General features: G+C 62.1%; 23 protein-coding genes and 1 pseudogene. 11 read left to right on the forward strand and 13 right to left on the reverse strand.

All coding sequences use genetic code 11. The features are described from left to right. Positions 1-18: 18 nt before the first annotated feature. From ccoS to ccoN, 8 genes are read right to left on the reverse strand one after another with little or no spacing between them, the layout of a single operon-like run. A complete protein-coding gene (gene ccoS, locus KG722_RS01435) occupies positions 19-186 on the reverse strand; it encodes a cbb3-type cytochrome oxidase assembly protein CcoS (protein WP_213268798.1) in 168 nt (55 codons plus the stop codon). Beyond that, positions 183-2,402, reverse strand: a complete 2,220-nt coding sequence (locus KG722_RS01440; protein ID WP_213268800.1) for a heavy metal translocating P-type ATPase — start codon at positions 2,400-2,402, stop codon at positions 183-185. Before KG722_RS01440 ends, ccoS begins: the two co-directional genes overlap by 4 nt. Next, on the reverse strand, positions 2,399-2,917 hold the full coding sequence (locus KG722_RS01445; protein ID WP_213268802.1) for a FixH family protein: 519 nt from the start codon (positions 2,915-2,917) through the stop codon (positions 2,399-2,401). Before KG722_RS01445 ends, KG722_RS01440 begins: the two co-directional genes overlap by 4 nt. 1 nt (position 2,918) lies before the next feature. Next, positions 2,919-4,373, reverse strand: coding sequence for a cytochrome c oxidase accessory protein CcoG (gene ccoG, locus KG722_RS01450; RefSeq protein ID WP_213269104.1), 1,455 nt, complete (start codon positions 4,371-4,373; stop codon positions 2,919-2,921). Positions 4,374-4,387: 14 nt separating this feature from the next. Beyond that, on the reverse strand, positions 4,388-5,278 hold the full coding sequence (gene ccoP, locus KG722_RS01455) for a cytochrome-c oxidase, cbb3-type subunit III (RefSeq protein WP_213268804.1): 891 nt from the start codon (positions 5,276-5,278) through the stop codon (positions 4,388-4,390). Further along, entirely contained in the window at positions 5,271-5,432 is a 162-nt protein-coding gene (locus tag KG722_RS01460; RefSeq protein ID WP_213268806.1) for a cbb3-type cytochrome c oxidase subunit 3, read from the reverse strand. The genes ccoP and KG722_RS01460 overlap by 8 nt, the downstream gene beginning before the upstream one ends. A gap of 11 nt (positions 5,433-5,443) precedes the next feature. After that, positions 5,444-6,211 (reverse strand): cytochrome-c oxidase, cbb3-type subunit II, encoded by a 768-nt coding sequence (ccoO, locus tag KG722_RS01465; RefSeq protein ID WP_213268807.1) that lies wholly within the window; start codon positions 6,209-6,211, stop codon positions 5,444-5,446. 12 nt (positions 6,212-6,223) lie between these two features. Further along, complete coding sequence (ccoN, locus tag KG722_RS01470; protein ID WP_366909939.1) at positions 6,224-7,729, reverse strand: cytochrome-c oxidase, cbb3-type subunit I; 1,506 nt, start codon at positions 7,727-7,729, stop codon at positions 6,224-6,226. Positions 7,730-8,051: 322 nt separating this feature from the next. Here ccoN and KG722_RS01475 point away from each other — a divergent pair, with 322 nt between their 5' ends. The 4 genes from KG722_RS01475 (at position 8,052) to KG722_RS01490 (ending at position 10,661) form a co-directional block, all read left to right on the forward strand. Beyond that, a complete protein-coding gene (locus KG722_RS01475; RefSeq protein WP_213268808.1) occupies positions 8,052-8,330 on the forward strand; it encodes a hypothetical protein in 279 nt (92 codons plus the stop codon). 71 nt (positions 8,331-8,401) lie between these two features. Beyond that, a complete protein-coding gene (locus KG722_RS01480; protein WP_213268809.1) occupies positions 8,402-9,568 on the forward strand; it encodes a PAS domain-containing sensor histidine kinase in 1,167 nt (388 codons plus the stop codon). Further along, a complete protein-coding gene (locus KG722_RS01485) occupies positions 9,565-10,182 on the forward strand; it encodes a response regulator (protein WP_213268810.1) in 618 nt (205 codons plus the stop codon). The genes KG722_RS01480 and KG722_RS01485 overlap by 4 nt, the downstream gene beginning before the upstream one ends. An 83-nt stretch (positions 10,183-10,265) precedes the next feature. Further along, positions 10,266-10,661: a response regulator gene (locus KG722_RS01490; RefSeq protein WP_213268811.1), complete on the forward strand. Its 396-nt coding sequence runs from the start codon at positions 10,266-10,268 to the stop codon at positions 10,659-10,661. Positions 10,662-10,666: 5 nt separating this feature from the next. Here KG722_RS01490 and KG722_RS01495 read toward each other — a convergent pair whose 3' ends face one another. Then, positions 10,667-12,106, reverse strand: coding sequence for a short-chain fatty acyl-CoA regulator family protein (locus KG722_RS01495; protein ID WP_213268812.1), 1,440 nt, complete (start codon positions 12,104-12,106; stop codon positions 10,667-10,669). 157 nt (positions 12,107-12,263) lie between these two features. Here KG722_RS01495 and aceB point away from each other — a divergent pair, with 157 nt between their 5' ends. From aceB to KG722_RS01510, 3 genes and pseudogenes are all read left to right on the forward strand, one after another. Beyond that, positions 12,264-13,901 (forward strand): malate synthase A, encoded by a 1,638-nt coding sequence (gene aceB, locus KG722_RS01500; protein WP_213268813.1) that lies wholly within the window; start codon positions 12,264-12,266, stop codon positions 13,899-13,901. Positions 13,902-13,945: 44 nt separating this feature from the next. Then, positions 13,946-15,568, forward strand: coding sequence for an isocitrate lyase (locus KG722_RS01505; protein WP_213268814.1), 1,623 nt, complete (start codon positions 13,946-13,948; stop codon positions 15,566-15,568). Positions 15,569-15,969: 401 nt separating this feature from the next. Next, positions 15,970-16,217: pseudogene (locus tag KG722_RS01510) on the forward strand (substrate-binding domain-containing protein); the annotation flags it as partial. Here the strand turns inward: KG722_RS01510 and KG722_RS01515 are convergent. Further along, on the reverse strand, positions 16,180-16,965 hold the full coding sequence (locus KG722_RS01515) for a DUF4198 domain-containing protein (protein WP_213268815.1): 786 nt from the start codon (positions 16,963-16,965) through the stop codon (positions 16,180-16,182). The pseudogene KG722_RS01510 and the gene KG722_RS01515 sit on opposite strands and share 38 nt — an antisense overlap. Before the next feature lie 20 nt (positions 16,966-16,985). Beyond that, the gene (locus KG722_RS01520) at positions 16,986-18,038 is read right to left on the reverse strand and encodes a DUF6607 family protein (RefSeq protein ID WP_213268816.1); all 1,053 of its coding nucleotides are present in this window, start codon (positions 18,036-18,038) and stop codon (positions 16,986-16,988) included. A 137-nt stretch (positions 18,039-18,175) separates the two neighbouring features. Here KG722_RS01520 and KG722_RS01525 point away from each other — a divergent pair, with 137 nt between their 5' ends. Both KG722_RS01525 and KG722_RS01530 read left to right on the forward strand, forming a co-directional pair. Beyond that, positions 18,176-20,356, forward strand: coding sequence for a TonB-dependent hemoglobin/transferrin/lactoferrin family receptor (locus tag KG722_RS01525; protein ID WP_213268817.1), 2,181 nt, complete (start codon positions 18,176-18,178; stop codon positions 20,354-20,356). Between the two features lie 12 nt (positions 20,357-20,368). Next, positions 20,369-20,566, forward strand: coding sequence for a hypothetical protein (locus KG722_RS01530; RefSeq protein ID WP_213268818.1), 198 nt, complete (start codon positions 20,369-20,371; stop codon positions 20,564-20,566). Between the two features lie 3 nt (positions 20,567-20,569). Here KG722_RS01530 and KG722_RS01535 read toward each other — a convergent pair whose 3' ends face one another. Further along, positions 20,570-21,133 (reverse strand): TIGR00730 family Rossman fold protein, encoded by a 564-nt coding sequence (locus KG722_RS01535; RefSeq protein ID WP_213268819.1) that lies wholly within the window; start codon positions 21,131-21,133, stop codon positions 20,570-20,572. 337 nt (positions 21,134-21,470) lie between these two features. Between KG722_RS01535 and KG722_RS01540 the strand changes: the two genes are divergently transcribed. Together KG722_RS01540 and KG722_RS01545 are read left to right on the forward strand one after the other, a co-directional pair. Beyond that, positions 21,471-23,111: an ABC transporter ATP-binding protein/permease gene (locus KG722_RS01540; protein ID WP_300998144.1), complete on the forward strand. Its 1,641-nt coding sequence runs from the start codon at positions 21,471-21,473 to the stop codon at positions 23,109-23,111. A gap of 26 nt (positions 23,112-23,137) precedes the next feature. Then, entirely contained in the window at positions 23,138-24,079 is a 942-nt protein-coding gene (locus KG722_RS01545) for a phosphatidylserine decarboxylase (protein ID WP_213268820.1), read from the forward strand. Between the two features lie 248 nt (positions 24,080-24,327). On the opposite strand, the gene KG722_RS01550 is transcribed toward KG722_RS01545, so the two are convergent. Then, positions 24,328-25,605 (reverse strand): adenosylmethionine--8-amino-7-oxononanoate transaminase, encoded by a 1,278-nt coding sequence (locus KG722_RS01550; RefSeq protein WP_213268822.1) that lies wholly within the window; start codon positions 25,603-25,605, stop codon positions 24,328-24,330. Positions 25,606-25,609 lie beyond the last annotated feature (4 nt).

Below are 25,609 nucleotides of genomic sequence, written 5' to 3' on the forward strand. Positions count from 1 at the left end.
AGCCGGTAAATCTGCGCGCTACTCGGACTTGCGTTCCGGCAGCGGCTCATCCGGCGAAATCAGGATGCGTGCCGCCGCGCCATCGGGATCATCAAACTGCTCCGACCGCACGGCCCACAGGAACCCGACGAGCCCCATTGCGCCCATCACAAGGGCGATCGGTATGAGGAAAATGAGACCACTCATCCTGTCTTCTCCGTGTTCAGATTGATCCTCAGGGCATTGAGGCAAACAATGATCGACGACCCCGACATCGCAATCGCTGCCACCAGCGGCGTTGCATGCCCCAGGACCGCAATCGGCACCGCGACAAGATTATACGCCGCCGCAAACCCGAAATTCTGCAGCATCACCGCCTTGGCCAGCCGCGCCGTCTTCACGAGGCCCGGCAAAGGCGCGAGCCCCCCGGAATAAACCGCATCGGCTGCCGACTGGCTCACATCCAGCGCCCCCCCCGGCGCGGCCGACGCATGCGCCAGGGCGAGCGCCCCCGCATCGTTCAGCCCATCGCCCACCATCAGGACCTTGCGCCCGGCTGCCTGCAGCGCTTCCAGCCGCGCCACCTTCGCCTGCGGGCTCGCAGCCGCCGTCCACTGATCAATTCCCAGCGTCCGGGCGACTTCTGCAACGGCTTCGGTCCGGTCCCCGGAGACGATCTCCATCGTCATGCCCATCGCCGAAAGTTGCGCCAGCATCCCGGCTGCCCCGCTCTGGATGTCATCCTCAAAACGCAGCTCTACAGGCGCCTCATTGCCGCGCGCAAAGAAAAGGGTCGCGCCCACATGCCCTGCCGCTTTCGCGCCCGTCCACTCAGCCGATCCGAGCCGGCAGGGGGCGCCGTTCACCTCGCCCTCGAGCCCGAGGCCCGGCCGCTCCTTCACGTCCTTTGCCAGCGGGCCGGGGCCAGCGGCCACCGTCAGCGCCCGCGAAAGCGGATGCCGGCTCGCCCGCGCCAGCTGTGCCGCTTCAGCCAGCAGGCTTGCCGGAACATCTGCCGAAATCAGACGCGGCGTGCCCAGGGTCAATGTGCCGGTCTTGTCGAAGATCACATGATCGCACGCCGCAATCCGCTCCAGCGCGTCGCCCGATTTGAGATACGCTCCGCCCTTGAAGAGGCGCCCTGCCGCCACAACCTGAACCACCGGCGCGGCCAGCGCCAGCGCGCAGGGGCAGGTGATGATGAGTGTCGAGACGGCAATCAGGATCGCCTCGCGCAGGCCCATCCCGCCCACCAGCCACCAGCCGAGGAATGTCAGCAGCGCCGTGGAATGCACCAGCGGCACATAGAGGGAAACTGCCTTGTCGGCGATCTGGCGATAGGTAGACCGCTTCTGCTCGCCCGCCGTCAGCATCTGGCTGATTTCGGCGAGCAGGGAGTCTGCCGCCGCGGCCGTCGCCTGTCCGGTCAGGGGCTGGGAAAGGTTGATCGAGCCCGCCATGAGCTTCATGCCCGCCCCGGTCCATCGCGGCAGGCTCTCGCCGGTGACCAGGCTCTCGTCCACTTCCGATTCCCCCCCCTCGATCACCATGTCGACCACGGCGCGCTCGCCGGGCGCCAGAAGGATGCGGTCGCCGGGACGGATCTCTTCAGCCCGCACGGACCGCGGCGATCCATCTGCGCCAATTCGCGTCACCGTGCGGCTCGCCAGCGCGGCGAGATCGCGCGCGGCTGACCAGGCCCGCCGCCGCACGCGCGCATCCAGGAACCGTCCGATCAGCAGGAAGAACAACAACATGCACGCGGCATCGAAATACGCATGCTCCCCTCCGCGCAGCGTTTCGGTCACACTCACCGAGAAAGCCAGGATCAGCGCCAGCGAAATCGGCACATCCATATTGGTGCGCCGTTTCTTCAGCACATTCCAGGCCGACTTGAAGAAAGGCCGCCCCGAATAGATCAGCGTCGGCAACGCGATGACGCCGGACAGCGCATGCAGGCCTTGCCGGGTCGCCTCGCCCATCTCGCCATGCCCGCCCCAAACAGAGACCGACAGCAGCATGATGTTGGCGGTCGCAAATCCGGCCACGCCCATGGCGAGGAGCAGCGACTGCTCCTCCTTCTTGTGCCCGTCATCTTCGGTCGCCGTATCAAGCGGCGCCACGCCGTATCCAAGCCCGCTGACCGCTTCGCTTATCCGCCGGGGTTCCAGATTGCCCGACCATGCAATGTCGAGCTTTCCGTTCGAAAGGTTCAGCCTTGCGCTCTCCACTCCCGGCAACGCTGCAACAACCCCCTCGATGCGGGAGAGACACCCGCCGCATTTCGCTCCGCGCACGGTCAGCGACAGGCGGCTCTGCTTGCCCACCTTGCGCACGAAGGCGCCAGGATCAGAGGCATCTGATCCGCCGGGCGGGGCAAGCCCGCTCGGGCACCCGTTGGCATCGAGGGAAAGGTCCGTCATTTCACCACGATCTCCCGATGGGCAGAAAATTCGTGGCCCTCAGCCTGGGGATCAACATCTGCGGTGATGATCACAGTCCAGAGACCAGGCGCCAGCGCGCTGGCAGAGGCGCGGTATTCGCCGCCTCCGGCCGGCGCCAGATCAAGAACGCGGTCGAGCCCCCGGTCGCTGGGATGGCGCAGCAGGGCAGTGGTTGCGAAAACGGGCAGGGCAGAGCCATCCGCCTTGAGCAGGCGCGTATTGAGCTCAAGACCGTCTGGCGCGGGGGTGAACCCGATCTCGGCGGTCCAGCCGGCCTCTTGCTGATGCGCGCGCCGGGCCAGCTCCTGATTGTACTCCAGGCCCGTCAGATAGGATTTCTCCACATCTTCGCCTGGAAAGCTGGTGATCGCCGCCCAGAGGAAAATGCCGTTCACGATAAACATGCACCCGAAGAAGCCGAGGAACCAGAGCAGGGCATGCCAGCCCTTGAGCTGGCCCTTCGGGGGAGGGGTAAGGGAAAGGGACGTCGCCATGTTACTGGTCTCCTGTGGTGAAGGGGGCATCGGCTTCAGCAATCTCGCCGGTGGCCGTGTCCCTGATCTGTACCCTGAGGGTCGTGCGCGATGGCAGATCTTCCGGCCGCGCGGTAACGAGCAGGCGGTAGCGGTCAACGCCGTGCGCCTGTGTCGTCAGCTGAAGCGTTCCATTGTCCGGCGCCGTCCCCAGGCCGATGATCTCGAAGCTCGCCTCCGGCAGGCCTTCCACCGAAATGTCGACTGTCCGCAAGTTGGTGGCCTTGTTGACGAGCTTGAGCGTGTAGCCATTGCGGACGCTGCCATCCGAAAGCCGGATGAAGGGCGGCGAGCGGTCTTTCAATACGTTGAATTCGTACGTGGACTTGGTGGTGTAGCCCCACAGCATCAGCAGGCTGATGGCCGCAATCAGGATGGCATAGAGCGCCGTGCGAACGCGAAACAGCTTGTAGCGGGGCTTCTCCCCGCAGGCACGTGCGGCAACGGCAACATCGGTATCATAGGCGATCAGCCCCGTGGGCCGGTCCACCTTCTTCATGATGTCATCACACGCATCAATGCACAGCGCGCAATGGATGCATTCCAGCTGCGCCCCGTCGCGGATGTCGATGCCCATCGGGCAGACCTGAACGCACTGTTTGCAATCGATACAGTCGCCCCGGCCGTCCCAGCTTTCGCCTTTCCGGTGCGGCGCGCGCGGCTCTCCCCGGTCATAGCGGTAGGTGACGTTGAGGGCATGTTCATCGGTGAGCGCCCCCTGGATGCGCGGCCAGGGGCAGAGATAGGTGCAGACCTGCTCGCGCATGGTGCCGGCCAGCGCATAGGTCGTGAAGGTCAGGACGCCGGCAAAGAAATACGCTGTCAGCGGCGCCTCGCCGGTAAAGAAGGTGCGGGCGATTGTCGGGGCGTCATGCCAGTACAGAATGAAGGCGCCGCCGGTCAGGAAGGCAATCAGCAGCCAGACGATATGCTTGCCGGTCTTGCGCCAGGCTTTGTTGAAATTCATCGGGGCGTGGTCAAGCCGCATGCGGGCGGCGCGGTCGCCCTCAAAGGCGCGCTCGACCCAGATGTAGAGATCGGTCCAGACCGTCTGCGGGCAGGTATACCCGCACCAGACCCGGCCAAAGAGGGAGGTCACAAGGAACAGCGCAAGCGCAGCCAGGATGATCAGGCCGCCAAGGAAGTAGATTTCCTGCGGCCAGATTTCGAGGAAGAAGAAATAGAATTTCTCGCCCTCGAAATCCGCGAGAACTGCCTGATCGGGAATGTTCTCGCCACGCGGCCAGCGGATCCAGGGGATGGCGTAATAGATGCCCAGTGTCACCGCCATGACCAGCCATTTGAAAGCGCGGAACTTTCCGTGCGCCAGCTTGGGATAGATCTGGTTGCGCTTTTCGTAGAGCGAAGGGGGATGCTCCGGCTTTGGCCCCGGAGCACCCGTTCCACCCGCCTGGATGAGCGTGACTTTGGTCACTTCTCGCCCCCTCCGAGCGAGTGGACATAAACCGCCAGCGCCTTGATGGTGGGATCGTCAAGACGTCCCTGCCAGGCAGGCATGTGCGCGTTCCGGGCACTGTAGATGGTCTGCTGGATATCGCGCGGCTCACCGCCAAACAGCCATTCATGGTCTGTCAGGTCGGGCGCGCCAAGCTGGCGGTTGCCTTTGCCATCTGCGCCGTGGCAGCTGACGCACTGGGTTGCGTAGATCGGCGCAGCGCGGTTTACAGCGGCCTGGTCAGCCTCGCGGCCAGACAGGTCAACGACATAATGGACAAGATCGTCGATCTCCCTGGGCGTCAGCAGCCCGTCACGCCCGAAAGCGGGCATGGAACTGAGCCGTGTATCGGGATCGTCCATATGTCTTATTCCGTGACGAAGCGTGTACTCGATCCCGTCCAGCGTGCCGTCCCACAGCCAGATGTCATCGGCGAGCATAGGATAGCCCTTGGCGCCCCGTCCGCCCGCCCCATGGCAGGTCGCGCAATTGTCGCCAAAGGCGCTTTCACCCATGGCCAGGGCAAACTGCTGCAGCGACATGTCGGTCTCGATCTCGCTCAGCGAGGCGGTCACCAGGCGGCCGGCAGCGGCAGCGCGTTCGGTATGCAGCGCCTGCACCTGCTCGGCCACAACCGCCCGGTCGGAGTGCCCTCGCAGGCCAAGCGTATTTGTCATGCCGGTGCCCGGCAGGGCCGGGATGGCCGGCATGAAGATCATGTAGCCGATTGCCCAGACGATCGAGGCGTAGAACACATACAGCCACCACCGCGGCAGCGGATTGTTGAGTTCCTTGATCCCGTCCCAGGTATGGCCCGTCGTCTCGACACCTGAGACTTCATCAATATCCCGTTTTTGGTCAGTCATCTGACGGGTCCTTGTCGATAAGAGGTTGGTGGGCGGCGGACCGGAACTTCTCGCTGTTGCCCGGCCAGAGGGCGTAGGCGACCGCCACGAGGAACATCAGCACGAAGAAGCCGAGGCCCCAGGTCTGCGCGAAGCTTGAAAGCGTTTCATACATCTTGTCTGCTCCTAGCGCCGGTTGCTCAGGTCGTTGGCTTCATAGGTCGAAAAATCGACCAGTGTACCGGTCATCTGGAGATAGGCGATGAGGGCGTCCATCTCGGTTACGGCGCCCGGATTCAGGTCAAAGTCGGAGACCTTCACCGTCCCGTCGCGTCCGGAGGCTTCTGTGTAGCGGGCGACCAATGCGTCTTCGGCATCGAAGTCCACATTCGGAGAGGCCTGCGCCACAAGATCTGCCTTGGCGTTGGCGATCATGTCATCAGTGTAGGGAACACCGGCCAGACGAAGCGCCTTCAGGTGATCCTCGATGTCGTCAAACCTCAATTCCTTCTTCGCCAGGAAGGCGTAAGGGGGCATGATCGAGTCCGGTACGACCGATTTGGGGTCTTTCAGGTGATCGAGATGCCATTCGTCCGAATACTTGCCGCCGACGCGCGCAAGATCGGGGCCTGTGCGCTTGGAGCCCCACTGGAAGGGGTGGTCGTACATGCTCTCGGCCGCCAGCGAGTAGTGGCCATAGCGTTCCACCTCATCCCGAAGCGGGCGCACCATCTGCGAGTGGCAGGTATAGCAGCCCTCGCGGATGTAGATGTTGCGCCCCTTCAGTTCCAGCGGCGTGTATGGACGCATCCCTTCTACTTTCTCGATGGTGTTCTCGAGATAGAAAAGGGGTGCGATCTCCACGATGCCGCCAATCGAGACAGCAGCGAGGATGCCGACGGTGAGGAGGAGAGAGTGGCGCTCAAGTTTGCCGTGTTTATCCATGATGGACATGGGTCTTGCTCCTTATTCAGCCGGCTGAAGGACAGGGGTTGCTGTCTTGGGGGCATCATTGGCAGCGGTCTCTCCCGCTTCGCCATGCCCCAGCGCCGTGCGCACCAGGTTGTACGCCATCAGAAGTGCGCCGAGCAGGAAGAGACCGCCCCCGGCTGCCCGGATGATGTACATGATGTGCTTGGCCTTGACCGTCTCGATGAAGGCATACTCGAGGAAGCCGAACTCGTTATAGGCGCGCCACATGAGACCCTCGGTGATGCCCGCAACATACATCGCAACGATGTAGAAGAGGATGCCGAGCGTCGCGAGCCAGAAGTGCCACTCCACAAGGGCCTTCGAGTAGAGCGCCTTGCGTTTCCACAGCCAGGGCGTGAGGCAGTAAAGCGCGCCGAAACTGATGAAACCAACCCAGCCCATCGAGCCGGAATGCACGTGGGCAATACCCCATTCGGTATAGTGCGAGAGGGCGTTGACAGCGCGTACGCTCATCAGCGGGCCTTCAAAGGTCGACATGCCATAGAAGGCGAGCGCGACGATCATCATGCGGACGACCGGATCTGTGCGCAGCTTGTCCCAGGCGCCAGACAGGGTCATCACGCCGTTGATCATACCGCCCCAACTGGGCATCCAGAGCATCACCGAGAACACCATGCCGAGGGTCTGCGCCCATTGCGGCAGGGCGGTGTAGTGCAGGTGGTGGGGACCGGCCCAGATGTAGATGAAGATCAGCGACCAGAAGTGAACAATCGACAGGCGGTAGGAATAGACCGGCCGGTTCACCCGCTTGGGGATGAAGTAGTACATGATGGCGAGGAAACCGGTAGTCAGGAAGAAGCCGACCGCGTTGTGGCCATACCACCACTGCGTCAGCGCGTCCTGGACACCCGCAAACAGGCTATAGCTCTTGGAGCCGGTTAAGCTGACCGGGATCGCCAGGTTATTGACGATGTGCAGCATTGCGATGGTGACGATGAAAGAGAGATAGAACCAGTTTGCCACATAGATGTGGGGTTCCTTCCGCTTCCACAGCGTGCCGAGGAAGACCAGCAGGTAAGCCACCCAGACAATCGTCAGCCAGAGGTCGGCATACCATTCCGGTTCGGCATATTCGCGCGACTGGGTAACGCCGAGCAGGTAGCCTGTGCCGGCAACGACGATGAAGAGGTTGTACCCCCAGAACACGAACCAGGGCCACATACCGCCGGCAAGGCGCGTGCGGCAGGTGCGCTGGACTACATAGAAGCTGGTGGCGATCAGCACGTTGCCGCCGAACGCGAAGATCACCGCAGAGGTGTGCAGCGGGCGTATCCGGCCAAAGTTCGTCCAGCCGAGATCGGGAAAATAGAAGATGCCTGGCCAGGTTAGCTGCAGGGCGATGATCAGGCCCACGAGGAACCCTGCAATGCCCCAGAACATGGCGGCGGCGACGCCGAACTTGACGATCGTGTCTTCATAGAAGGCCGGATCGAACGGGTTCCTGCCGTTCAGGCTGCCTGCCCAGAAGCCGGTGATCATCAGGCCGGCGACTGTCAGGAAGAAGAATATCCAGGCATGGGCGCCCATCATCGGATCGGCAGCATTGCCGGCGATGATCAGGACCCCCAGGGCCACAAGGCCGGTCAGGAGACTGACCGTGCCGATGCTGAACCCTGGTCCGGATCCTCTGGATATGTCAGCGCGTGTACTCATTGGGAATGCCCCTCCAGTGCTGAATCGAGAATATCGAGACTGGCCCGTACCTGCCGGAAGAGCGCCCGGGTCTGTATAAGGGGAACTACGGATGGGCCTGCCTGTCGCACCGGGGCTAAGCGGGGATGACAGAAGAAGGAGAAAGCCCATGTGGACCACCGCAGCTTTGGGCAGCGCGCTGCTGGCAACTGGCGCCGTGAAGTTCAACAGCCATCTCGCCGAGCTGGGACGTCAGGCGACGCTGCAGGATTACCTCGCCATGCGGTGTGGCGGTGTGGCTCTGCCAGGGGCGGAAACCCATGACGTCATGGCTCTGGCGGCGATGCATTGCTGGGGGTGCTATGCGATGGCAGCGGGCGTTGCGTTGCTCGGTTTCGCCCTGTGGCGGGCTGCTCGCCCGCAGCTTCAGCGGCTACGCCGCCGATAAGCCGATACACCGCCTTGCACAGCAGCGCGGCTGAGGGCAGGGATGGATCATTGCCGGATGGACCTTGACGCATGAGCGACCCGCCGAATTCGACTCAGCCGCCTGTGAACCTGCTGGACGCAGCAACACTCCAGCTTCACCTGGCGTCGATCCTGACCTCCGTGCCTGACGCCATGGTGGTGACCGACGAGTCGGGCAAGATCCTCGCCTTCAGCCGGGCAGCCGAAGCGCTGTTCGGCTTCTCGGCCGAAGAGGTCATCGGCAAACCTGTGAACATGCTGATGGCCGGCCGCGACAAGGCAAACCATGACAATTATATCGGGAACTATCTGCGCACCGGCGAGCGCCAGATCATCGGCAAGGGACGCGTTGTCATCGCCTCCCGCGCCGATGGCACCCAGTTCCCCGTCGACCTGAAAATCGGGGAAGCCCGGATTGGCGATCACTTCCTTTTCACAGCCTTTATCCGTGACCTGACAGAGCAGCAGCGCTCGGAACTGCGCATGCAGGAAATGCAGGCTGAACTCGTGCACTTCTCCCGTCTCAGCGCTGTCGGAACGATGGCTTCGGCCCTGGCCCATGAACTCAATCAGCCCCTGACCGCTGTAGCCAACTATCTGGAGGCCAGCCGGGACCTCCTCGATTCGCCCGACCCTGAAACGAAAGAAGTATTGCGCGAGGCGCTGACCGAAGCCGCCCGGCAAGCCGTAAGGGCGGGCGAAATCGTGCGCAAGCTGCGCTCCTATGTCTCGCGCGGCGAGGTCGATGCCCGCCCGGTGAGCCTTGGCCCGTTACTGGCCGACGCAATTGCCCTGTCGAAACTTTCGCGGGATCTTGCCGATATTCCGATCAAACTCGACCAGGATGACGGCGCAGACCTCGTGATGGGCGATCCCATCCAGATCCAGCAGGTCGTTATCAACCTGATTCGCAATGCGATGGACGCGCTTTCAAACACACAGAACGCCCGGATCACGGTGCGTGTGTATCTCTCCGCCGAGCCCGGATTTGTCGCCGTTGAAGTCTGCGACAATGGACCAGGGCTCACCTCTGAGTTGCAAGAAACCATCTTCAAGCCTTTCGCAACCAGTAAATCCCATGGAATGGGGCTCGGCCTGTCGATCTGCCAGACCATCGTGGAAGCCCATGGCGGAACCGTCCGTGCCATTTCGCCGCCTGAAGGGGGAACCTGTTTCCTGTTCACACTCCGGAGAGATGCAGGTAAGTCAGGTTCATGACTGAAAATCGCCTGATCCACCTTGTTGATGATGATGAAGCCATCCGCCATTCGGCGAGCTTCATGCTGCGCCACTCCGGCTTCCGCGTGAAAACCTATGTCGATGGCGTGGCTTTCCTCGAACAGGTTGAGGAGGCTGAGAAAGGGTGCATCCTTCTGGATGTCCAGATGCCTCGGATGGATGGCCTGCAGGTGCAGGAAGCGCTCAACGAGCGCGGCGTGGCCATGCCGGTTATCGTGCTGACGGGACATGGGGATGTCGCCGTTGCGGTGCGCGCCATGAAGGCCGGGGCGGTGGACTTCGTGGAAAAGCCCTATGCCAAGCAGACGCTTGTGGACGCCCTCACCCGCGCGTTCGAGCGCCTCGAGGCCCGGCGCAAGGAAGAAGTTCTGGCCGATGAATCGCGCGGCCTGATCGAGCATCTCACGCCCCGTGAGCGGGAAGTCCTCAATGGCCTGGTCAGTGGCCAGACCAATAAGGAGATTGCGATCTCCCTCGATATTTCACCGCGTACTGTGGAGATTCACCGCGCGAATGTGATGGAAAAGATGGGGGCGTCAAACCTCTCAACTGTCCTGCGCATTGCCTTCGCCGCCGGCATTGGTCTTGAATAATCGCCAGCTTTAGGGGCTTTTACCTAAAGACGCCGGGACAAAACCTGTGCAGGAATCTGGCTCTCTGCCTTCCGGAGAGTCATTTGACCGCCATCGCAAAACCCTTGCCTGTTCATCCACCGCGCCGCATTGCGGTCGTCGATGACAGTCCGGCTGTTCGCCAGTCGCTTCGCCTTCTGCTGGGCTCGCGCGGCTATCTGGTGGACACGTTCACAGGCGCTGATGAACTCCTGCTGACAGCAAAGCCGGGCGATTTCGATTGCTATGTGCTTGACCTGAAGCTGGACGGCATGGATGGCTTTGCCCTCCTGGAAGTGCTCCGCCAACGCGGAATTGAGGCGCCCGCCATCATGATTTCAGGGTGGGAACTGCCCACGCTGGAAGTGACCGCGCACCGGGCCGGATTTACGGCGCTGGTGCGAAAGCCGATGATGGATACGTCGCTCGTCCGGGTCTTGCGGGACGTGTTGCCCGACTAGGGCGCCTATTCGTCCTGGAAACGGTAAAGCGAAATACCGCGGGCGCGTTCGTCGAAGACCAGCTTGCGGCTGAGCGGGGCATGGGCGCGGGACGCGCAATTCTGCCGTTCGCAGAGATAACAGTTCACGCCAATCGGTGTAGGCTCGACTTTTTCGAGATTAAGGTCGGCGGCATAGGCAAGGCGCTTGGCATAGGCGATGTCACAGCCGAGCCCGATGGCCAGTTTCGGCCCGGGCTTGTCATAGAATCCATCGGTGCGCGTGATCGTGCGAGCGATAGAGAAATATGTCGTGTCGTCCGGCATCTGAATGATCTGTGTCCGGACCCGGCCTGGTGTTTCAAAACACTCATGGATGTTCCAGAGCGGGCAGGCGCCACCGAATTTGGAAAAGTGGAACCGTCCGGCGCTGAAGCGTTTGGACACATTTCCCGCCGTATCGATGCGTACAAAGAAGAACGGGATGCCGCGCGCATCAGGCTTTTGCAGCGTGGTCAGGCGGTGGGCTGTCTGCTCGAAGCTCGTGTTGAAGCGGTGGCTGAGAAGTTGCACATCATACTTCGTCTTCTCGGCTTCACGCAGGAAGGCGTGATACGGCATCAGAACAGCAGCGGCGAAATAGTTGGCCAGGCTTACGCGGGCAAGGCCGACAGCGTCGCGGTCCGTCAAGCCGGCCTTCACAACATAGGAATCGATCAGGTCGCCAAATTCCAGCATCGCCAGCTGGAAGGCGAGCTGGAAGCGGCGGCCTGATTGCGGCAGCAGTTCGGAGAGATCTATCCCGCGCTTGTGCCGATCATAGTAGCGCAGCGTATTGGGCATGATGTCATACGGTACCACCCGGACGCGCAAGCCGTGCTGGCTCTTCAGCCGCTCTATCATCGCGGCATACGGATCTTCATGCAGGGTTGAGAGCTCTGCGCAGAAGGCTTCGGCGGCCTCGTCCAGCTCCGGGAAATAGTTGCGGTGGTCCTGCAACATCTGGCGTACCGTCTCGACGCTGCGGGCCGATTCTTCGAGAAGCTCCACCTTTTCCCGGTCCGTCAGCAGATTGTTATCCGAATAGGTCCGCAGGGCGAGTTCCCGGTATTTGTCGTAGAGGTGAACGAAAGCGCGCGCGATGTCGGGGTTGGCATTTACTATGTCTTCGACATCATTCTTGCCGACCGGGCCCGCTTCCAGAACAGGGTCGCGGACCACTTCCATGAGCTCAGACACAAGCCTGGCATCTCCGGCTCCGCCAACATCGGAAATGTCAAAGTCGTAAACACGCGCGAGCGTCATAAGAAGGTTGGCGCTGATCGGGCGCTGGTTGCCCTCGATCAGATTGATGTAGCTGGCCGAAACGCCGAGGTCTTCGGCCATCTGCGCCTGGGTAATCCCTAATGTGCGCCGCAGGCGCCGAACGCGCGGGCCAATAAGGGTTTTTTCCTTGCGTTCCGCCATTCAAAGCCCCGGAGAAGTTTACAAACATTACAGATGACACAGGGTTATTGTTACAAGGTAAACACAAAAACCCAATGGAAACAGAAAGGTACTCCCCATTCCGGCTTCTTGTAAATAAGGTTGTGTCAATAATTAAGACATTCAGGGAGCTTCGGCCATGTCCATTACCGCAACACTCGCGCAGCCTACCATCGCCCGCGCAAAAATCGCTGTGACGGGCAAGGCCGCCGGGGTGGACCGGGTGCTGACGCCCCAGGCGCTGGATTTCATCGAAGGCCTCGAGCGCCGCTTCGGCGCGCGCCGCTTGCAATTGCTCCGGATGCGGAAAGAGCGTCAGGCCCGGTTTGATGCAGGCGAGCTGCCCGATTTCCTGCCCGAGACAAAATCCATCCGAAATGGCCATTGGGAAGTCGACCCCGTGCCATCCGTCCTGCTGGACCGGTCGGTCGAGATCACAGGCCCCGTTGACCGCAAGATGATGATCAATGCGCTCAATTCCGGCGCAAGAATGTTCATGGCGGATTTCGAGGATGCTTCCTCGCCGACTTTCGCCAACATGATTGATGGTCAGGTCAACATGCAGGACTTCGCCCGCGGAAAGCTCGCCCACACCGATGCTGCCTCTGGCAAATCCTATTCCCTGAATGACAAGGTGGCTGTCATGATCGTCCGGCCGCGTGGCTGGCATATGGAAGAGGCACATGTCCTCGTCGATGGCCGCCCGATCTCCGCGAGCCTCTTCGACTTCGGTATTCACTTCTTCCACAACGGGCGTAAGCTGTTCGAGGCCGGTATCGGGCCATTCTATTACCTGCCCAAGATGGAGAGCCATCTGGAAGCCCGCCTCTGGGACGAAGTGTTCGAGTATGCGCAAGGCGAAGTTGGGATTCCAACCGGCTCCATCAAAGCGACTGTCCTGATCGAGACACTGCCTGCTGCCTTTGAGATGGACGAGATCCTGTATGAGCTGCGCCGCCATATCGCCGGTCTCAATTGCGGCCGCTGGGATTACATCTTCTCCTACATCAAGACGCTCCGCCGGCATTCACAGTTTGTTTTGCCTGATCGCGCGCAAGTCGGCATGGATCGGGCTTTCCTCAACGCCTATTCGCTGCTCCTCATCAAGACCTGCCACCGGCGCCGCGCCCATGCGATGGGCGGTATGGCTGCGCAGATCCCTGTGAAGAATGACGAGGCGGCCAATGACGCGGCCTTCGCCAAGGTGCGCGCCGATAAGCTCCGTGAAGTGAAGAATGGTCATGATGGCACCTGGGTGGCTCACCCCGCGCTCGTGCCGGTCGCCATGGAAGTTTTCGCTGAGCATATGCCGATGGGCAATCAGGTGCTCGGCCAGCGTTGCTTTCCGCCAATCAGCCAGGCCGCGCTGCTAAAGCCTCATACCGGTGAGATCACCGAAGCCGGCGTGCGCACGAATGTGTCTGTCGGCATCGAATACACCGCTGCCTGGCTGAATGGCCGCGGCGCGGTGCCGATCCACAACCTGATGGAGGACGCGGCGACTGCCGAAATTTCGCGAAGCCAGATCTGGCAGTGGATCCATCACGGCGCTGAGGTTGTCGGGGCCGACGGAGCCGCCCGGACATTCACCAGGGCATGGTTCAACGACATCCTCGCTGACGAACTGGGCAAGGTTCGCGCAGCACTCGGTGAGACCGGCTTCAGGGCAGGGCGGTATGATGTTGCCGCCGAAATCTTCACCAATACGGCGACGTCCGCCGAACTCGCCGACTTCCTGACGCTGCCTGCCTATGAAGCGCTGCGCAACTTCGCATGACCCGTCCACAAATAGATACATCCAAAGACCAAGGAATGCCTTCAATGCCAAAACGCCCTACCTACGCAGAGCTTCGCGCCCAGGTCCAGAAACGCTATCCCACCGGCCAGGCGCCCGGCGGTGTTACGGTTGACGACATCGTCCAGCTGAAGATGCAGAACACCTACAATACCCATCTCGATATTGCCCGGGAAATGGCCGTTGTGATGCGCGCCGACATGGCTGTCTATGACAAGGACCACTCCAGATTCACCCAGTCGCTCGGCTGCTGGTCGGGCTTCCATGCCCAGCAGATGATCAAGGCCGTCAAGCGCATGAAGGGCACATCGAAGGGCACGTATGTTTACCTGTCCGGCTGGATGGTTGCTGGCCTGCGCAATCGTTTCGGCCACCTTCCGGACCAGTCGATGCACGAGAAAACTTCGGTGGCTGACCTGATCGAGGAAATCTACGTCTCCCTGCGCCAGGCCGATGAAGTTGCCCTGAACGATCTCTTCCGTGAGCTGAAAGCAGCGCGTGAAAAAGGCGCGCCGTCGGATGTGATCGAGACCATCATCCAGCGCATCGATACGTTTGAATCCCATGTTGTACCGATCATCGCCGACATCGACGCCGGTTTCGGCAACGAGCACGCCACCTACCTCCTCGCCAAGGAGCTGATCAAGGCCGGTGCCTGCTGCATCCAGATCGAAAACCAGGTGTCGGACGCCAAGCAGTGCGGCCACCAGGATGGCAAGGTCACCGTGCCGCGTGAGGACTTCATCGAAAAGCTGCGTGCCTGCCGTCTCGCCTTTGAGGAGCTTGGCGTGGATGACGGTGTGATCGTCGCCCGCACAGACAGCCTCGGCGCGGGACTGACGCAGAAAGTCCCGGTCTCCCAGCATGCCGGTGATCTTGCTTCGGAATACACCAAATGGCTGGAAGTCGAAGAGATCACGCCGGCCAACCCGCTGAAAGAAGGCGATCTCGCGCTCCAGCAGAACGGCCGCCTGGTAAAGCCTGTTCGTCTCGCAAACGGCCTGTTCAAGTTCCGTGAGAACACTGGCGCTGACCGCGTGGTGGAAGACTGTATCGCCAACCTTACCCTTGGCGGCGCTGACCTTCTCTGGATCGAGACTGACACGCCGGACGTGGACATCATCGCCGGTCTTGTAAACCGCGTGAAAGCCGCTGTTCCCGATGCCAAGCTGACCTACAACAATTCGCCATCCTTCAACTGGACGCTCAACCTGCGTAAACAGGTCCGCAAGGCCTGGATCTCGGAGGGCAGGATCGCCGAGGGCGAATACCCCGAAGCAGAGCTGATGTCGGCCAAGTTTGACGACACCCCGCTCGGCCAGGAAGCCGACGCGCGCCTCAAGCGCTTCCAGTATGACATCTCCGAGCGCGCCGGCGTGTTCCACAACCTGATCACGCTGCCGACCTTCCACATGACGGCCTTTGCCACTGATCAGCTTTCGCGCGGTTATTTCGGCGAAGACAAGATGGCCGCCTATGTGAAGACCATCCAGCGCCAGGAAATTCGCAACAACGTCTCGGCTGTCAAACACCAGCACGAGGTTGGCTCTGATCTTGGCGACACGTTCAAGGAAATGGTTGCCGGTGAGCGCGCGCTGAAAGCCAGCGGCGAGCACAACACCATGAACCAGTTCGAGAACGTCGTCTGAACCCTTTCCTTGCTGCGTAGGGAAACACTCGGCCCCATCTGCCTTCGGGCAGGTGGGGTTACTTTTGCGTGATGGCCAGCTCGACGGGTGTGACGGGTTGCTCTTCCGGGGTCATGAGCTTGCGGGCCGGCTTATCCCCTCAGAAATCGCCGATGACGGGAGCATCCCGGCCGAGCCTCTCCTTGGATGTTTGTCGCGTCATCAAAATTCACCGGAATTTCGGGTGGACGGAGCGCAAAGCTTTGTGCCGGCAGACAGGTAAATCCGACCGAAAATCAAAGGGCGCCCGAAGGAAAAACCAAATCGAGCTCACCGAGGAAAGAGGACCAGGGTGAGAGAGATGTCCCGAAGAACCGCAATCGGCCTCATGGCGCGCGCTTCGGGCCTCGCCGCCTTCGCAACGCCTGACCGCCATCTTCGCCTCCAACGATGACATGGCCGCCGGCATGGTCGTCTTGGCCTGCGCGTGCCCGATGCCCTGTCTGTGGTCGACTTCGATGACACCACCTTCGCCACGGCCATCTGGCCCCAGCTCACCCCGGTGGGCCAGCCGATTGCCGATATGGCGGCCGCCGGCCTTTTGGCTAGGCAGGTTCTCGAAGCTGCCGCAATCAGGGGCCAGCCGCGCCCGCGTCCACCGCGAAGGTGATCGCCGTGGAGTAAGACCGCACATCCGTCTCCGCCCCCTCCGGAGCCGGGGCAATGTGGCGGACAAGGAGCGCATACACGCCGGGCACCAGGCCCTCCAGGCGGATCTCGCCATTTCTCCCAACAGTTACGCCGTCGCCGTCATGGGCGCCCGAATAAGCGGCAAAGGCAGGGATCAGGAACGCCTCTTCCGCGGCCAGAGGGACGCCGCCAAACGTGACCTGAAATGTCCGCAAATGGCCGGAATTGTCCTCTGTTTTGCCGGGCGTGACCGCCAATTGACCCGCCGGAGACGTGTCTATGGCCGTGTTTTGCCCCCCGCAACTGAAATAGGTTTCCGAGACCGTAGCCGTCTGTGAGATCAAAATTTGCGCCCCCGAAGGGAGCGCCGCTTCGTCCCCCGCCTCGCCGTCAAGGCGCACATATCGCCCCTCTGCAAGCGCAACTTTTCCCTTTCGTCCAAGGCGTTCGCCGCTGGTGATACGGTACGTGCCCGGCACCTCAAGCGAGGCTTCCAGCCGCGTCATCGCATGATCGCTCGCCACCTGCTCAAACGGAACAACCTCGCCCCCCGGCCCAACCAGCCGGAACTCCGCCAAAAGCCCGACTTCCGGCAATGGAAAATAATCACTGAAACTCGCAACCGCCCCAAGCCCGCTGCAGCTCTTGTAGGCAAAGGAATCGGGCAGCACGAAGCCCACATGCGCCGAAGCGGGCAGGGCTGCAGCAAGGACAGCAACGCCGGCCAAACAGGCTCTCGCCGCGCGCATCATGTACCCCCCAGTTCAGGTGTTGCCGCGACCCGCTCGGTCAGCGGCGCCAGCTCAAAGGTGACATGCGCGCGCACGATCGCCCGGCCCTTTGCCGCCGCCTCCGCCAGCGGCGTCTTGCCCTCGGCGACGTTTCCGGCCAGTTCGAGCAGCGGATTGTAGAGCGCTTCGGTTTCCCCCTGGAGTATCAGGCCGAACCTATTGTTTTCATTGATGACTTTTTCCCACTCGTCCCGGATCTCTGCCCAGAAATCCGCCGTGTCTTCCCAATAGTCCAGCGCCACTTCGACCGGGAAATCCCCATTGCGCTCATACGTGTTCACGCCGACCTCGCGCGCCAGCAGCTCCGGCGCGCCGGAAGAGAGCACCACCTTGTCATTGTCCTGTTCATGCACCCAGCCAAGCGGGGTAATCACATGCCGGTTGACGGCGTTGATCGTGTGGTAGTCATCGCGTGTTATCATGTCCCGGCGCGGCAGGGGGCGCCATTCATGCCCGGGCGCCCAGGTCGGCGCGCCCAGCTCATAGGTCCAGGCTGCCACAGCGCCGTAACGCGGCGCATCATCCACCTGATAGACCGTCTGGGACCATTGGCCCTGCCGCTCGGCGGCGGACAGGTCCCGCCACTCCCACGCATTGCCGCCAATGAACACCAGCACGCGCGCAGGCTCGAACTGCCAGTCCTGCCGCCAATGTTTGATCGGGAAGGTCTCCCCGCCATGCGTGGCCACCAGGATATGCTGCAGGCTGATGAAATCCCCGCGATCCTCGATCACGCGCACCACTTCCTGCGCGCCGGAAATCTTCGGTGGCATCACCACATAGTCGGCGTCAAAGGAGACTGTCTCGATAAAGTCGAACGTTACCTTGTAGTCACCTGCCATCGCCAGGATCGATTGCCGGTCCCGCTGAAAATCCGCCGTCACGCCAGCCTCTGAAGCGGGGGTAGCGGGTGCCTCGGCCAGCGCAACCTGCGCGCAGGCGCAGGCACCGAGCGAGAGCGCCAGAAGGGCAGCGCCAAGGAGCAGACGGGGACGGGAGATGTACGGCATCGGAGCCTCCAGGGATGGGGGTTTGGGCGGATAGGTGCGTCTCCTGCATAATGCGAATGAGAATGACTTGCAATCCATGTAAAGCTTTGCAACAACGGCATCTGAGAATCGTTCGCAATATTTCAAAGGTCCACCCCATGAAGTTCCCGATCCCTCCCGCTCTTGTCCGGCAAGCTGACCGCTCTCCTGCGCGCCTGCTCCTGTCGGCCGGGATACTCGCCCTCGCCGCCGGGTCCGCGCTGGCCGACGACGCCCCGGAGGCGCCCGAACAGCGTGAAGAGACCATCACGGTCTACGGCACATCCAATCCGCTGCCTGTCTTTGATTATCCCGGTCAGGTGACTGTGATCACGCGGGACGAGCTTGAACTGATCCAGCCTTCGGCAATGTCCGATCTCTTGCGGGATGTGCCGGGACTTGAGTTCTCCGGCGGCCCTCGCCGGACTGGCGAATCTCCGAGCATTCGCGGCCTCGGCCGGGAGAATGTCCTCGTCCTGCTGGACGGCGCCCGCCAGTCTTTCAGCTCCGCGCATGATGGCAGCTTCTTCCTTGATCCTGAGCTTGTCCGCACTGCCGAAGTCGTCCGCGGTCCGGCCTCTGCGCTTTATGGCTCCGGCGCGGTTGGCGGTGTCCTGGCTTTTGAAACGGTCTCTGCGGGGGATCTTCTGGAAGAGGGGCAAAGCTTTGGCGGGCGCCTGCGCACGGGCTATCAGAGCGTCAATGAAGAATGGGTCGGCTCGGCAACGGTATTCGGCGCATCCGGAAATCTCGACGCCCTCGCCAGCCTTGGCCTGCGCCAGTCAGGCGACATCAAGCTCGGCTCCGGCGCCGATCTTCCGTCCGAGGACGAGATCACAACCGCCCTCGTCAAGCTCGGCTACCGGTTCACGCAGGCGCTGTCGGGCGAAGTGGCCTGGCAGAAGTTCAACAACATCGCCGTCGAGCCCAATAACGGGCAGGGCACGGCGGGAACGGGCGATGCAACCCTGGACCGGGATGTCGACAAGGACATTACCAGCGAGCTCTGGCGCGGCGCTCTGCGCTTTGATCCAGCCTCGGATCTGATTGATACAAGACTGACCGTTTATCAGTCCAAAACCGGCGTGGACGAGTTTGATGCAACTGTCCCGCGCACAACGCTGCGCGAGATCGAGACCAGCGGTGTCAGCCTGCGCAATGCGTCCCGCTTCCTGCTCGGCCCAGTCGATACAGTCCTGACCTTTGGGGGGGACTGGTACGAAGACAGCCAGGTCGGCACCGACTCTACCGCCCCGGGCGGTGTCCGGGGCGGCGTGCCCAATGGCAGCGCGGAGTTTACCGGCGTGTTTGTGCAGGCAGAGGCAGAGATTGCCCGCCCCTTCGGTCTGCCCGGCCGGCTCATCGTCATCCCCGGCATCCGGCACGATGCGTTTGAAAGCAGTTCTGATCTCAGCACAGAGAAAGCCTCTGACAGTCAGGTCTCCCCCCGCATCGCAACCAGCTATGCACCGGTCGAGTGGCTGCGCCTCTATGCATCGTATGCCGAAGGGTTCCGGGCGCCATCCGTCAATGAGCTCTATCTCGACGGCGTGCACTTCTCCGTGCCGCATCCAACCCTGTTCAACCCCCGCATGGGGCGGTTCGTCTTTGTAAGCAACAACTTCGTTCCCAATGCCGACCTGAAGCCTGAGTCGAGCGAAACTGTGGAAATCGGCTTTGGCCTGGATTTCCGGAACGTTCTTTCCGGCGAAGACCGGTTTCAGGGAAAGCTCTCCTACTTCGAGAGCGACGTGACCGATCTCATCAACCTTTCAGTCGACTTTTCCTATGATCCGACCTGCTTTGCGGCGCCAACATTCTTTCCGTGTACGGCGGGAACCACCAATTCAGCAAATATTGCCGGCGCAAACCTTGAGGGATGGGAAGCAGAAGCATCCTATGATGCTGCCGTCTGGTTTGCGCGCGCGACCTTCTCGACCGTTGACGGAACCGACACTGCTACTGGCGAGGACCTTGGCACCCTGACGCCAGACCGCCTCACGGTGGATGCCGGGCTCAAGCTCTCCAGCTGGAACACCCGGATCGGAACCCGCATTCAGGCGGCCGACGCGTTTGAGCGCCGGGTCCTGTCAGGCGGAGCACTCGCCTTGGCAGAAAGCCGTCCCGGCTATGTCGTGCTTGATCTCTATGGCTCCTGGCGCCCGAAATTTGCGCCGAGCCTGCGCATCGATGCCGGTGTCGATAACGTCCTCGATCATGACTATGACCGCGTCTTCGAGGGCGTGTCAGAGCCCGGCCGCAATTTCAAGATCGCTTTGTCCTGGCAGTTTGGTCAGTAGAAGGAGACCCCCATGATCTGCATGCCCATTGATGATGCCCGGATGCTCTGCTGGCTTCGGTCTCAGTTGCGAGTGCTCTCAGCCTGGCGCGAAGAACTCGTCTGCCGCAATGAGACCGATCTTGAAGCGGTCACAAGGCTGGAACAGCATCATCAATGGCTGCATGCGGAGCTTGAACGGCTAGACCCCGCGACGCGCCTACACGGGTAGGGTTCAGATATCGAGCACCACGATGCGGTCGAGCAGGGCGTCGATCGCCTCGGCAGATGTCTTGCTGTGGACCATCGCTTCGCGGAACTCTTCGGGAATGAAGCCGCCTTCGATGATGCGCTCCAGTAGATCGAAGAAGGGCGACCAGAAACCATCTTCGTCGAGGAAAGCCATCGGCTTGGCATGCAGGCCAAGGCGGGCCCAGGAAAGTATCTCCACAGCTTCTTCGAGCGTGCCGATGCCGCCGGGCAGGACAATGAAGGCATCGGCCTCGTCAAACATCATCTGTTTGCGGGTGTGCATGTCCTCGACGATGCGGTGGTCCACGTCTTTGTAGATGCGCTCCTTCTGAAGAAGAAAGCGCGGCATGATGCCAAGGACGTCGCCGGATGCGTCATGGGCCGCGCGGGCGCAGGCGCCCATCAGGCCAACCCCGCCGCCGCCATAAACGAGGCGGATTCCCCGCCTGGCGAGCTCCCGGCCGAGGGCTTCTGCCAGCGTAATGTAGCGCGGATCGACCTTGTCGGAGGCGCCGCAATAGACGCAGATCGAACGTATTTTTGTCATTTTTTACAGTCTTTCAGCACATTCTTTCCGCTGATTGATAGGGTGGCCGGGCCAACTTCGCCAGATGGATTGTCAGGGCGCAGGCGGGGGCGGGTTTCACTTCCGCGCAAACAGCGCCATATGGCAGGCATGAGCCCGCCAAATGCCGCTGTCCCAGCGCCCGAAAATCATGACAGGATCGACAGCGCCGATGGCGGCCTGTGGAAATCCATTCTGCGCATCCTGACACTGCTAGCGCGTCCCGAACTGGCCAAATGGCGCCCCGTCATGGTGCTGGCCATCCTTATCACGCTGGCAGCATCGATCCTTGAGGTGATTTCGCCGCTGGTGATGGGGCATGCGATCAACCAGGTGGTGCCGGAAGGCGGGGCTGGGGCCAGCTTTGCCACGGCGGCGCTGTGGCTCGGCTATGGTCTCGCCCTGCGGTTTGCGGCGGCTGCGTTGCCCGCAGATCCGCGACTGGCTGTTCTCGCCGGTCAGCCAGGACGCGCAGCGCGTGGCGAGCGTGGATGCGTTCGGCCACTCGCTCGCCCTCTCGCTCGGATTTCACCAGACGCGGCGCACCGGCGCGCTCAACCGGATCATCGAACGCGGCGCCAGCGCCATCGACTATCTGATCCGCTTCCTTGCCTTCAATATCGGCCCGACGCTGGTGCGGCTCGTTCTGGCATCGGTTGCGCTCGGCATTGCCTACGACATCCGCCTGTCGCTGATCGCAGTCGTCACCATTGCACTCTACGTTCTCAGCACGGTGATCATAACCGAATGGCGCGTGCGCCAGCGCCGGAAGATGAACGAGGCCGACACGCATTTCCGGGCCACCTCGGTCGATATCCTCACCAATTTCGAGACCGTGAAATCCTTCGCCGCCGAGACGCGCGAAACTTCCCGCTTTGACGGCGCGATGAGCGAGTACAACCGGCATTATGTCGACACCAACCGCAGCATGTATGTGCTCAATACCGTGCAGGCGCTGGTGATGAACCTTGGCCTTCTGGCGGTGATGGGGCTGTCAGCGTGGAACGTTATCCAGGGCACGATGCAGATTGGTGACCTGACCGCCGTGATGCTGATGCTGCTGTCGCTCTATGCGCCGCTCAACATCCTTGGCTGGGCCTGGCGGGAGATCAAGCAGGGCGCAGTGGACCTTGAAAAGCTGCACGGCCTGCTCGGCATGAAGCCTGAAGTTCAGGACAAGCCAGAAGCCAGGGTACTGGCGCGGCCGGAAGGGCGGGTGACGTTCGAGGATGTCGCCTTCAGCCATGAAGGTCGTGCTGTGGGCGTTTCGGGTGTGAGCTTCGAGGTCGCGCCTGGGCGGAAGGTGGCCTTCGTCGGGACTTCTGGCGCGGGCAAGTCGACGCTGCTGAAGCTCCTGTTCCGGTTCTATGATGTGGAGGCGGGCAGCGTGCAGATCGACGGGCAGGACGTGCGGGACCTGACGCAGGAATCCCTGCGCGCGGCGCTGGGCCTCGTGCCGCAGGATGTGGTGTTGTTCAACGATACGCTGGGCGCAAACATTGCCTATGCCCGGCCCGAGGCGACCGAGGCGGAGCTGCGCGATGCGGCCCGCCGGGCCCAGCTGCTGCCCTTCATCGAAAGCCTGCCCGATGGCTGGAAGACGCGCGTAGGCGAACGGGGCCTGAAGCTGTCGGGCGGCGAGAAGCAGCGCGTGGGCATTGCCCGGGTGATCCTTGCCAACCCCGCCATCCTGGTGCTGGACGAGGCGACGAGCGCGCTCGACAGCGCGACCGAAGCCGCCGTCCAGGAGGCGCTGGAAGAGGCCTCGGCCGGGCGCACGACCCTGGTGGTGGCCCACCGCCTGTCCACGGTTGTCTCGGCTGACGAGATCATCGTGCTGGAAGCTGGCCGCATCGTGGAGCGGGGTCGGCACGAGGCGCTGCTGGCAAAAGGCGGCAAATATGCTGATATGTGGGATCGTCAGGCGCACCGCGCCGAACCGGCTGAACTTCTCAGCTGAAACAGACCTTTAGAGGAGGCGAGCCGATGAGCGAAGACTTCGAGCGCCAGTCGCTGCCCTGGATGAGCACAGGCTTTGACTGGGAGGCGGTTGCCGCAGCAGCCGGCGCCTTTCTGGCCGCCCTGCTGCTGGGATGGATCTGGGCGCCGCTGTTCTGGATCGGTTTTGCCGCAATGGCGATTGCCCTGGCCGCCGGGCGCTGGGCACGGCGCACGCCGCCCGACCTGGCCTATGGCGTGGTTGCCCCGTGTGACGGGGTGGTTGTGTCGGTCGGCTACGGTGACGCGCCCGCAGCATTGCGGATGAAGGGCGAGAGCCTTGTGCGCGTGCGCATTGCGTCCTCGCCGGTGTCTACGAACAAGCTCTATGCGCCGATGGCGGGGGGCGTGGAAATCGTCTCGCTGCAGCAGGGCGAGCCGGGCCAGCCGATTTCGATCAAGCCGGACAATGAAGGGCTCACGCGCGCCTATGTGACCTTTGAGAGCCAGGGAGAGCAGGCCGGCGTCGTGCTGACGACCGGCGGGCTCGGGCCGCGCATCGAGCTGGCCGTCGATCATGGCGACGTCGTCCGGCTCGGGCGCAGTTTCGGGACGCGGCGGCTGGGGGGGTGGTGCGACGTTTATCTGCCCGCCGACATACGTACCCATGTCTGGGCCGGACAGACGCTGATCGGCGGGGAAACCGTGATCGCGCATTTCCGCTCGTCGATCGAGGATGATTTCGAGGACGCCGAGGCGGTCTATGCCGGGGCCGCCCCTCCGCGGCCGCGCGAGGCGGCGAGTGTGGCGGCAGCCATGATGGCGAAGACCGAGGCAGAGCCGGCGGTGGACGTGGCCGGCGATGAACCCGTTGATGAGCTTTTGGAGGATGATTATCCCGAGCCCGATGAAGTCTCCGCGCCGGAAGACCCGGCGGCGATCTTCGCCCGGCTGCGCGAGGCGGCCCGGAAACACGGCGAAGGCGACTGAACCAAGGAAAAACGCCTCCGGAGACGGAAGGGGTTGTTTTGACGGGCGCGGCCGGTGCTTGTCTTTTGATTTCCCCTGGTCCGAAAGCGAGGACCTGCGGCGCAATATTTCGGCAAAGTGCTCAAATCCAGACTTTGAAGACGAGGCGGGAAAAGCGGTTGGTGTGCTGTGATACCGGCCTTCCGACTTCGATCGTGACCAGAAACGTCACTCTGTCATGCCGGTCGAGTTCAACATCGATGAGTTGATCATCCGGCCCCGGATAGCCCTGTTTTTGCAAATTTCAGGATGGCGCCGGTCAGCCGCGCGAGGTCTTCTTCGCTGATGCCGTAGGCGGGGGAGAGGTAGACGGTGCGGCCGAGGGGGCGGATGAAGGTGCCTTGATCGATAAACCATTTGCGGGCGGCCTCCACCTCGAAGGGCTCTGCCATGTCTACGGCGGCGACGGCGCCGATCACGCGGACGTCTGCCACGGTGTCGAGTTCCCTTGCCGGGGCGAGGAGGCTGGTGAGGCTGGCTTCGAGTTTCTTCACGCGCTTGAGCAGGCTGCCATCGGCAAAGAGGTCGAGGCCCGCATTGGCGACGGCGCAGGCAAGGGCGTGGCCGGTATAGGTGGGGCCATGCATCAGGGCGTGATCGGGGTTCTCATCATGGAAGGCGGCGTAGACCTTTGACGAGGCGATGGTGGCGGCGAGCGGGGTGACGCCGCCGGTGATCGCCTTGCCGAGGCACATGATGTCGGGCGTGACGCCGGCGCGGACGGCGGCAAACATCTCCCCCGTGCGGCCAAAGCCGGTGAAGATTTCATCAAAGATGAGGAGGACGCCGGCCTGGTCGCACAGGCGCCGGAGCGTTTTGAGGACCTGGGGGCTGTGCATGCGCATGCCGCCGGCGCCCTGGATCAGCGGCTCGATCATCACGGCGGCGATCTTCCTGTCCGTAGACAGAAGGGTTTCCAGGGCTCGGATCTGGTCGCGTGTTTCGGGCAGGGCGACGACATATTGCTCGGCAAGCGCGCCCCGGAACATGTGGTGCATGCCTTCATCGGGATCACAGACCGACATGGTGGCCAGCGTGTCGCCATGATAGCCGCCGAGGAAGGAGACGAACTTGGTGCGCGAGACACCGGCCGAATTGCGGAAATACTGAATGGCGATCTTCATCGCGACTTCGACGGCGACCGAGCCGGATTCGGTGAAGAAGACGCGGCAGAGGTCGCCCGGGGTGATGCGGGCAAGGCGGGCGGCGAGGCGGTAGGCCGGCTCATGGGCGAGGCCGCCGAGCATGATGTGGGGCATCTCTGCCATCTGGGCGCGGGCCGCCTCGAGCAGTTCGGGACGATTATAACCATGGATGCTGGTCCACCAGCTGCCGACGCCATCGACGAGCTGCCGGCCATCGGCAAGGTAAAGCCGGGAGCCTTCCGTCCGGGAAATGGCAACCGGCGCAGGCAGGGTGCGCATCTGGGCATAGGGCAGCCAGATATGCTCCAGGCCTGCGGTGAACCAGTCTTTCGGGTCTGCCATGTTC

The organism is Hyphomonas sp., from assembly GCF_018402285.1.
Classification (GTDB): domain Bacteria; phylum Pseudomonadota; class Alphaproteobacteria; order Caulobacterales; family Hyphomonadaceae; genus Hyphomonas.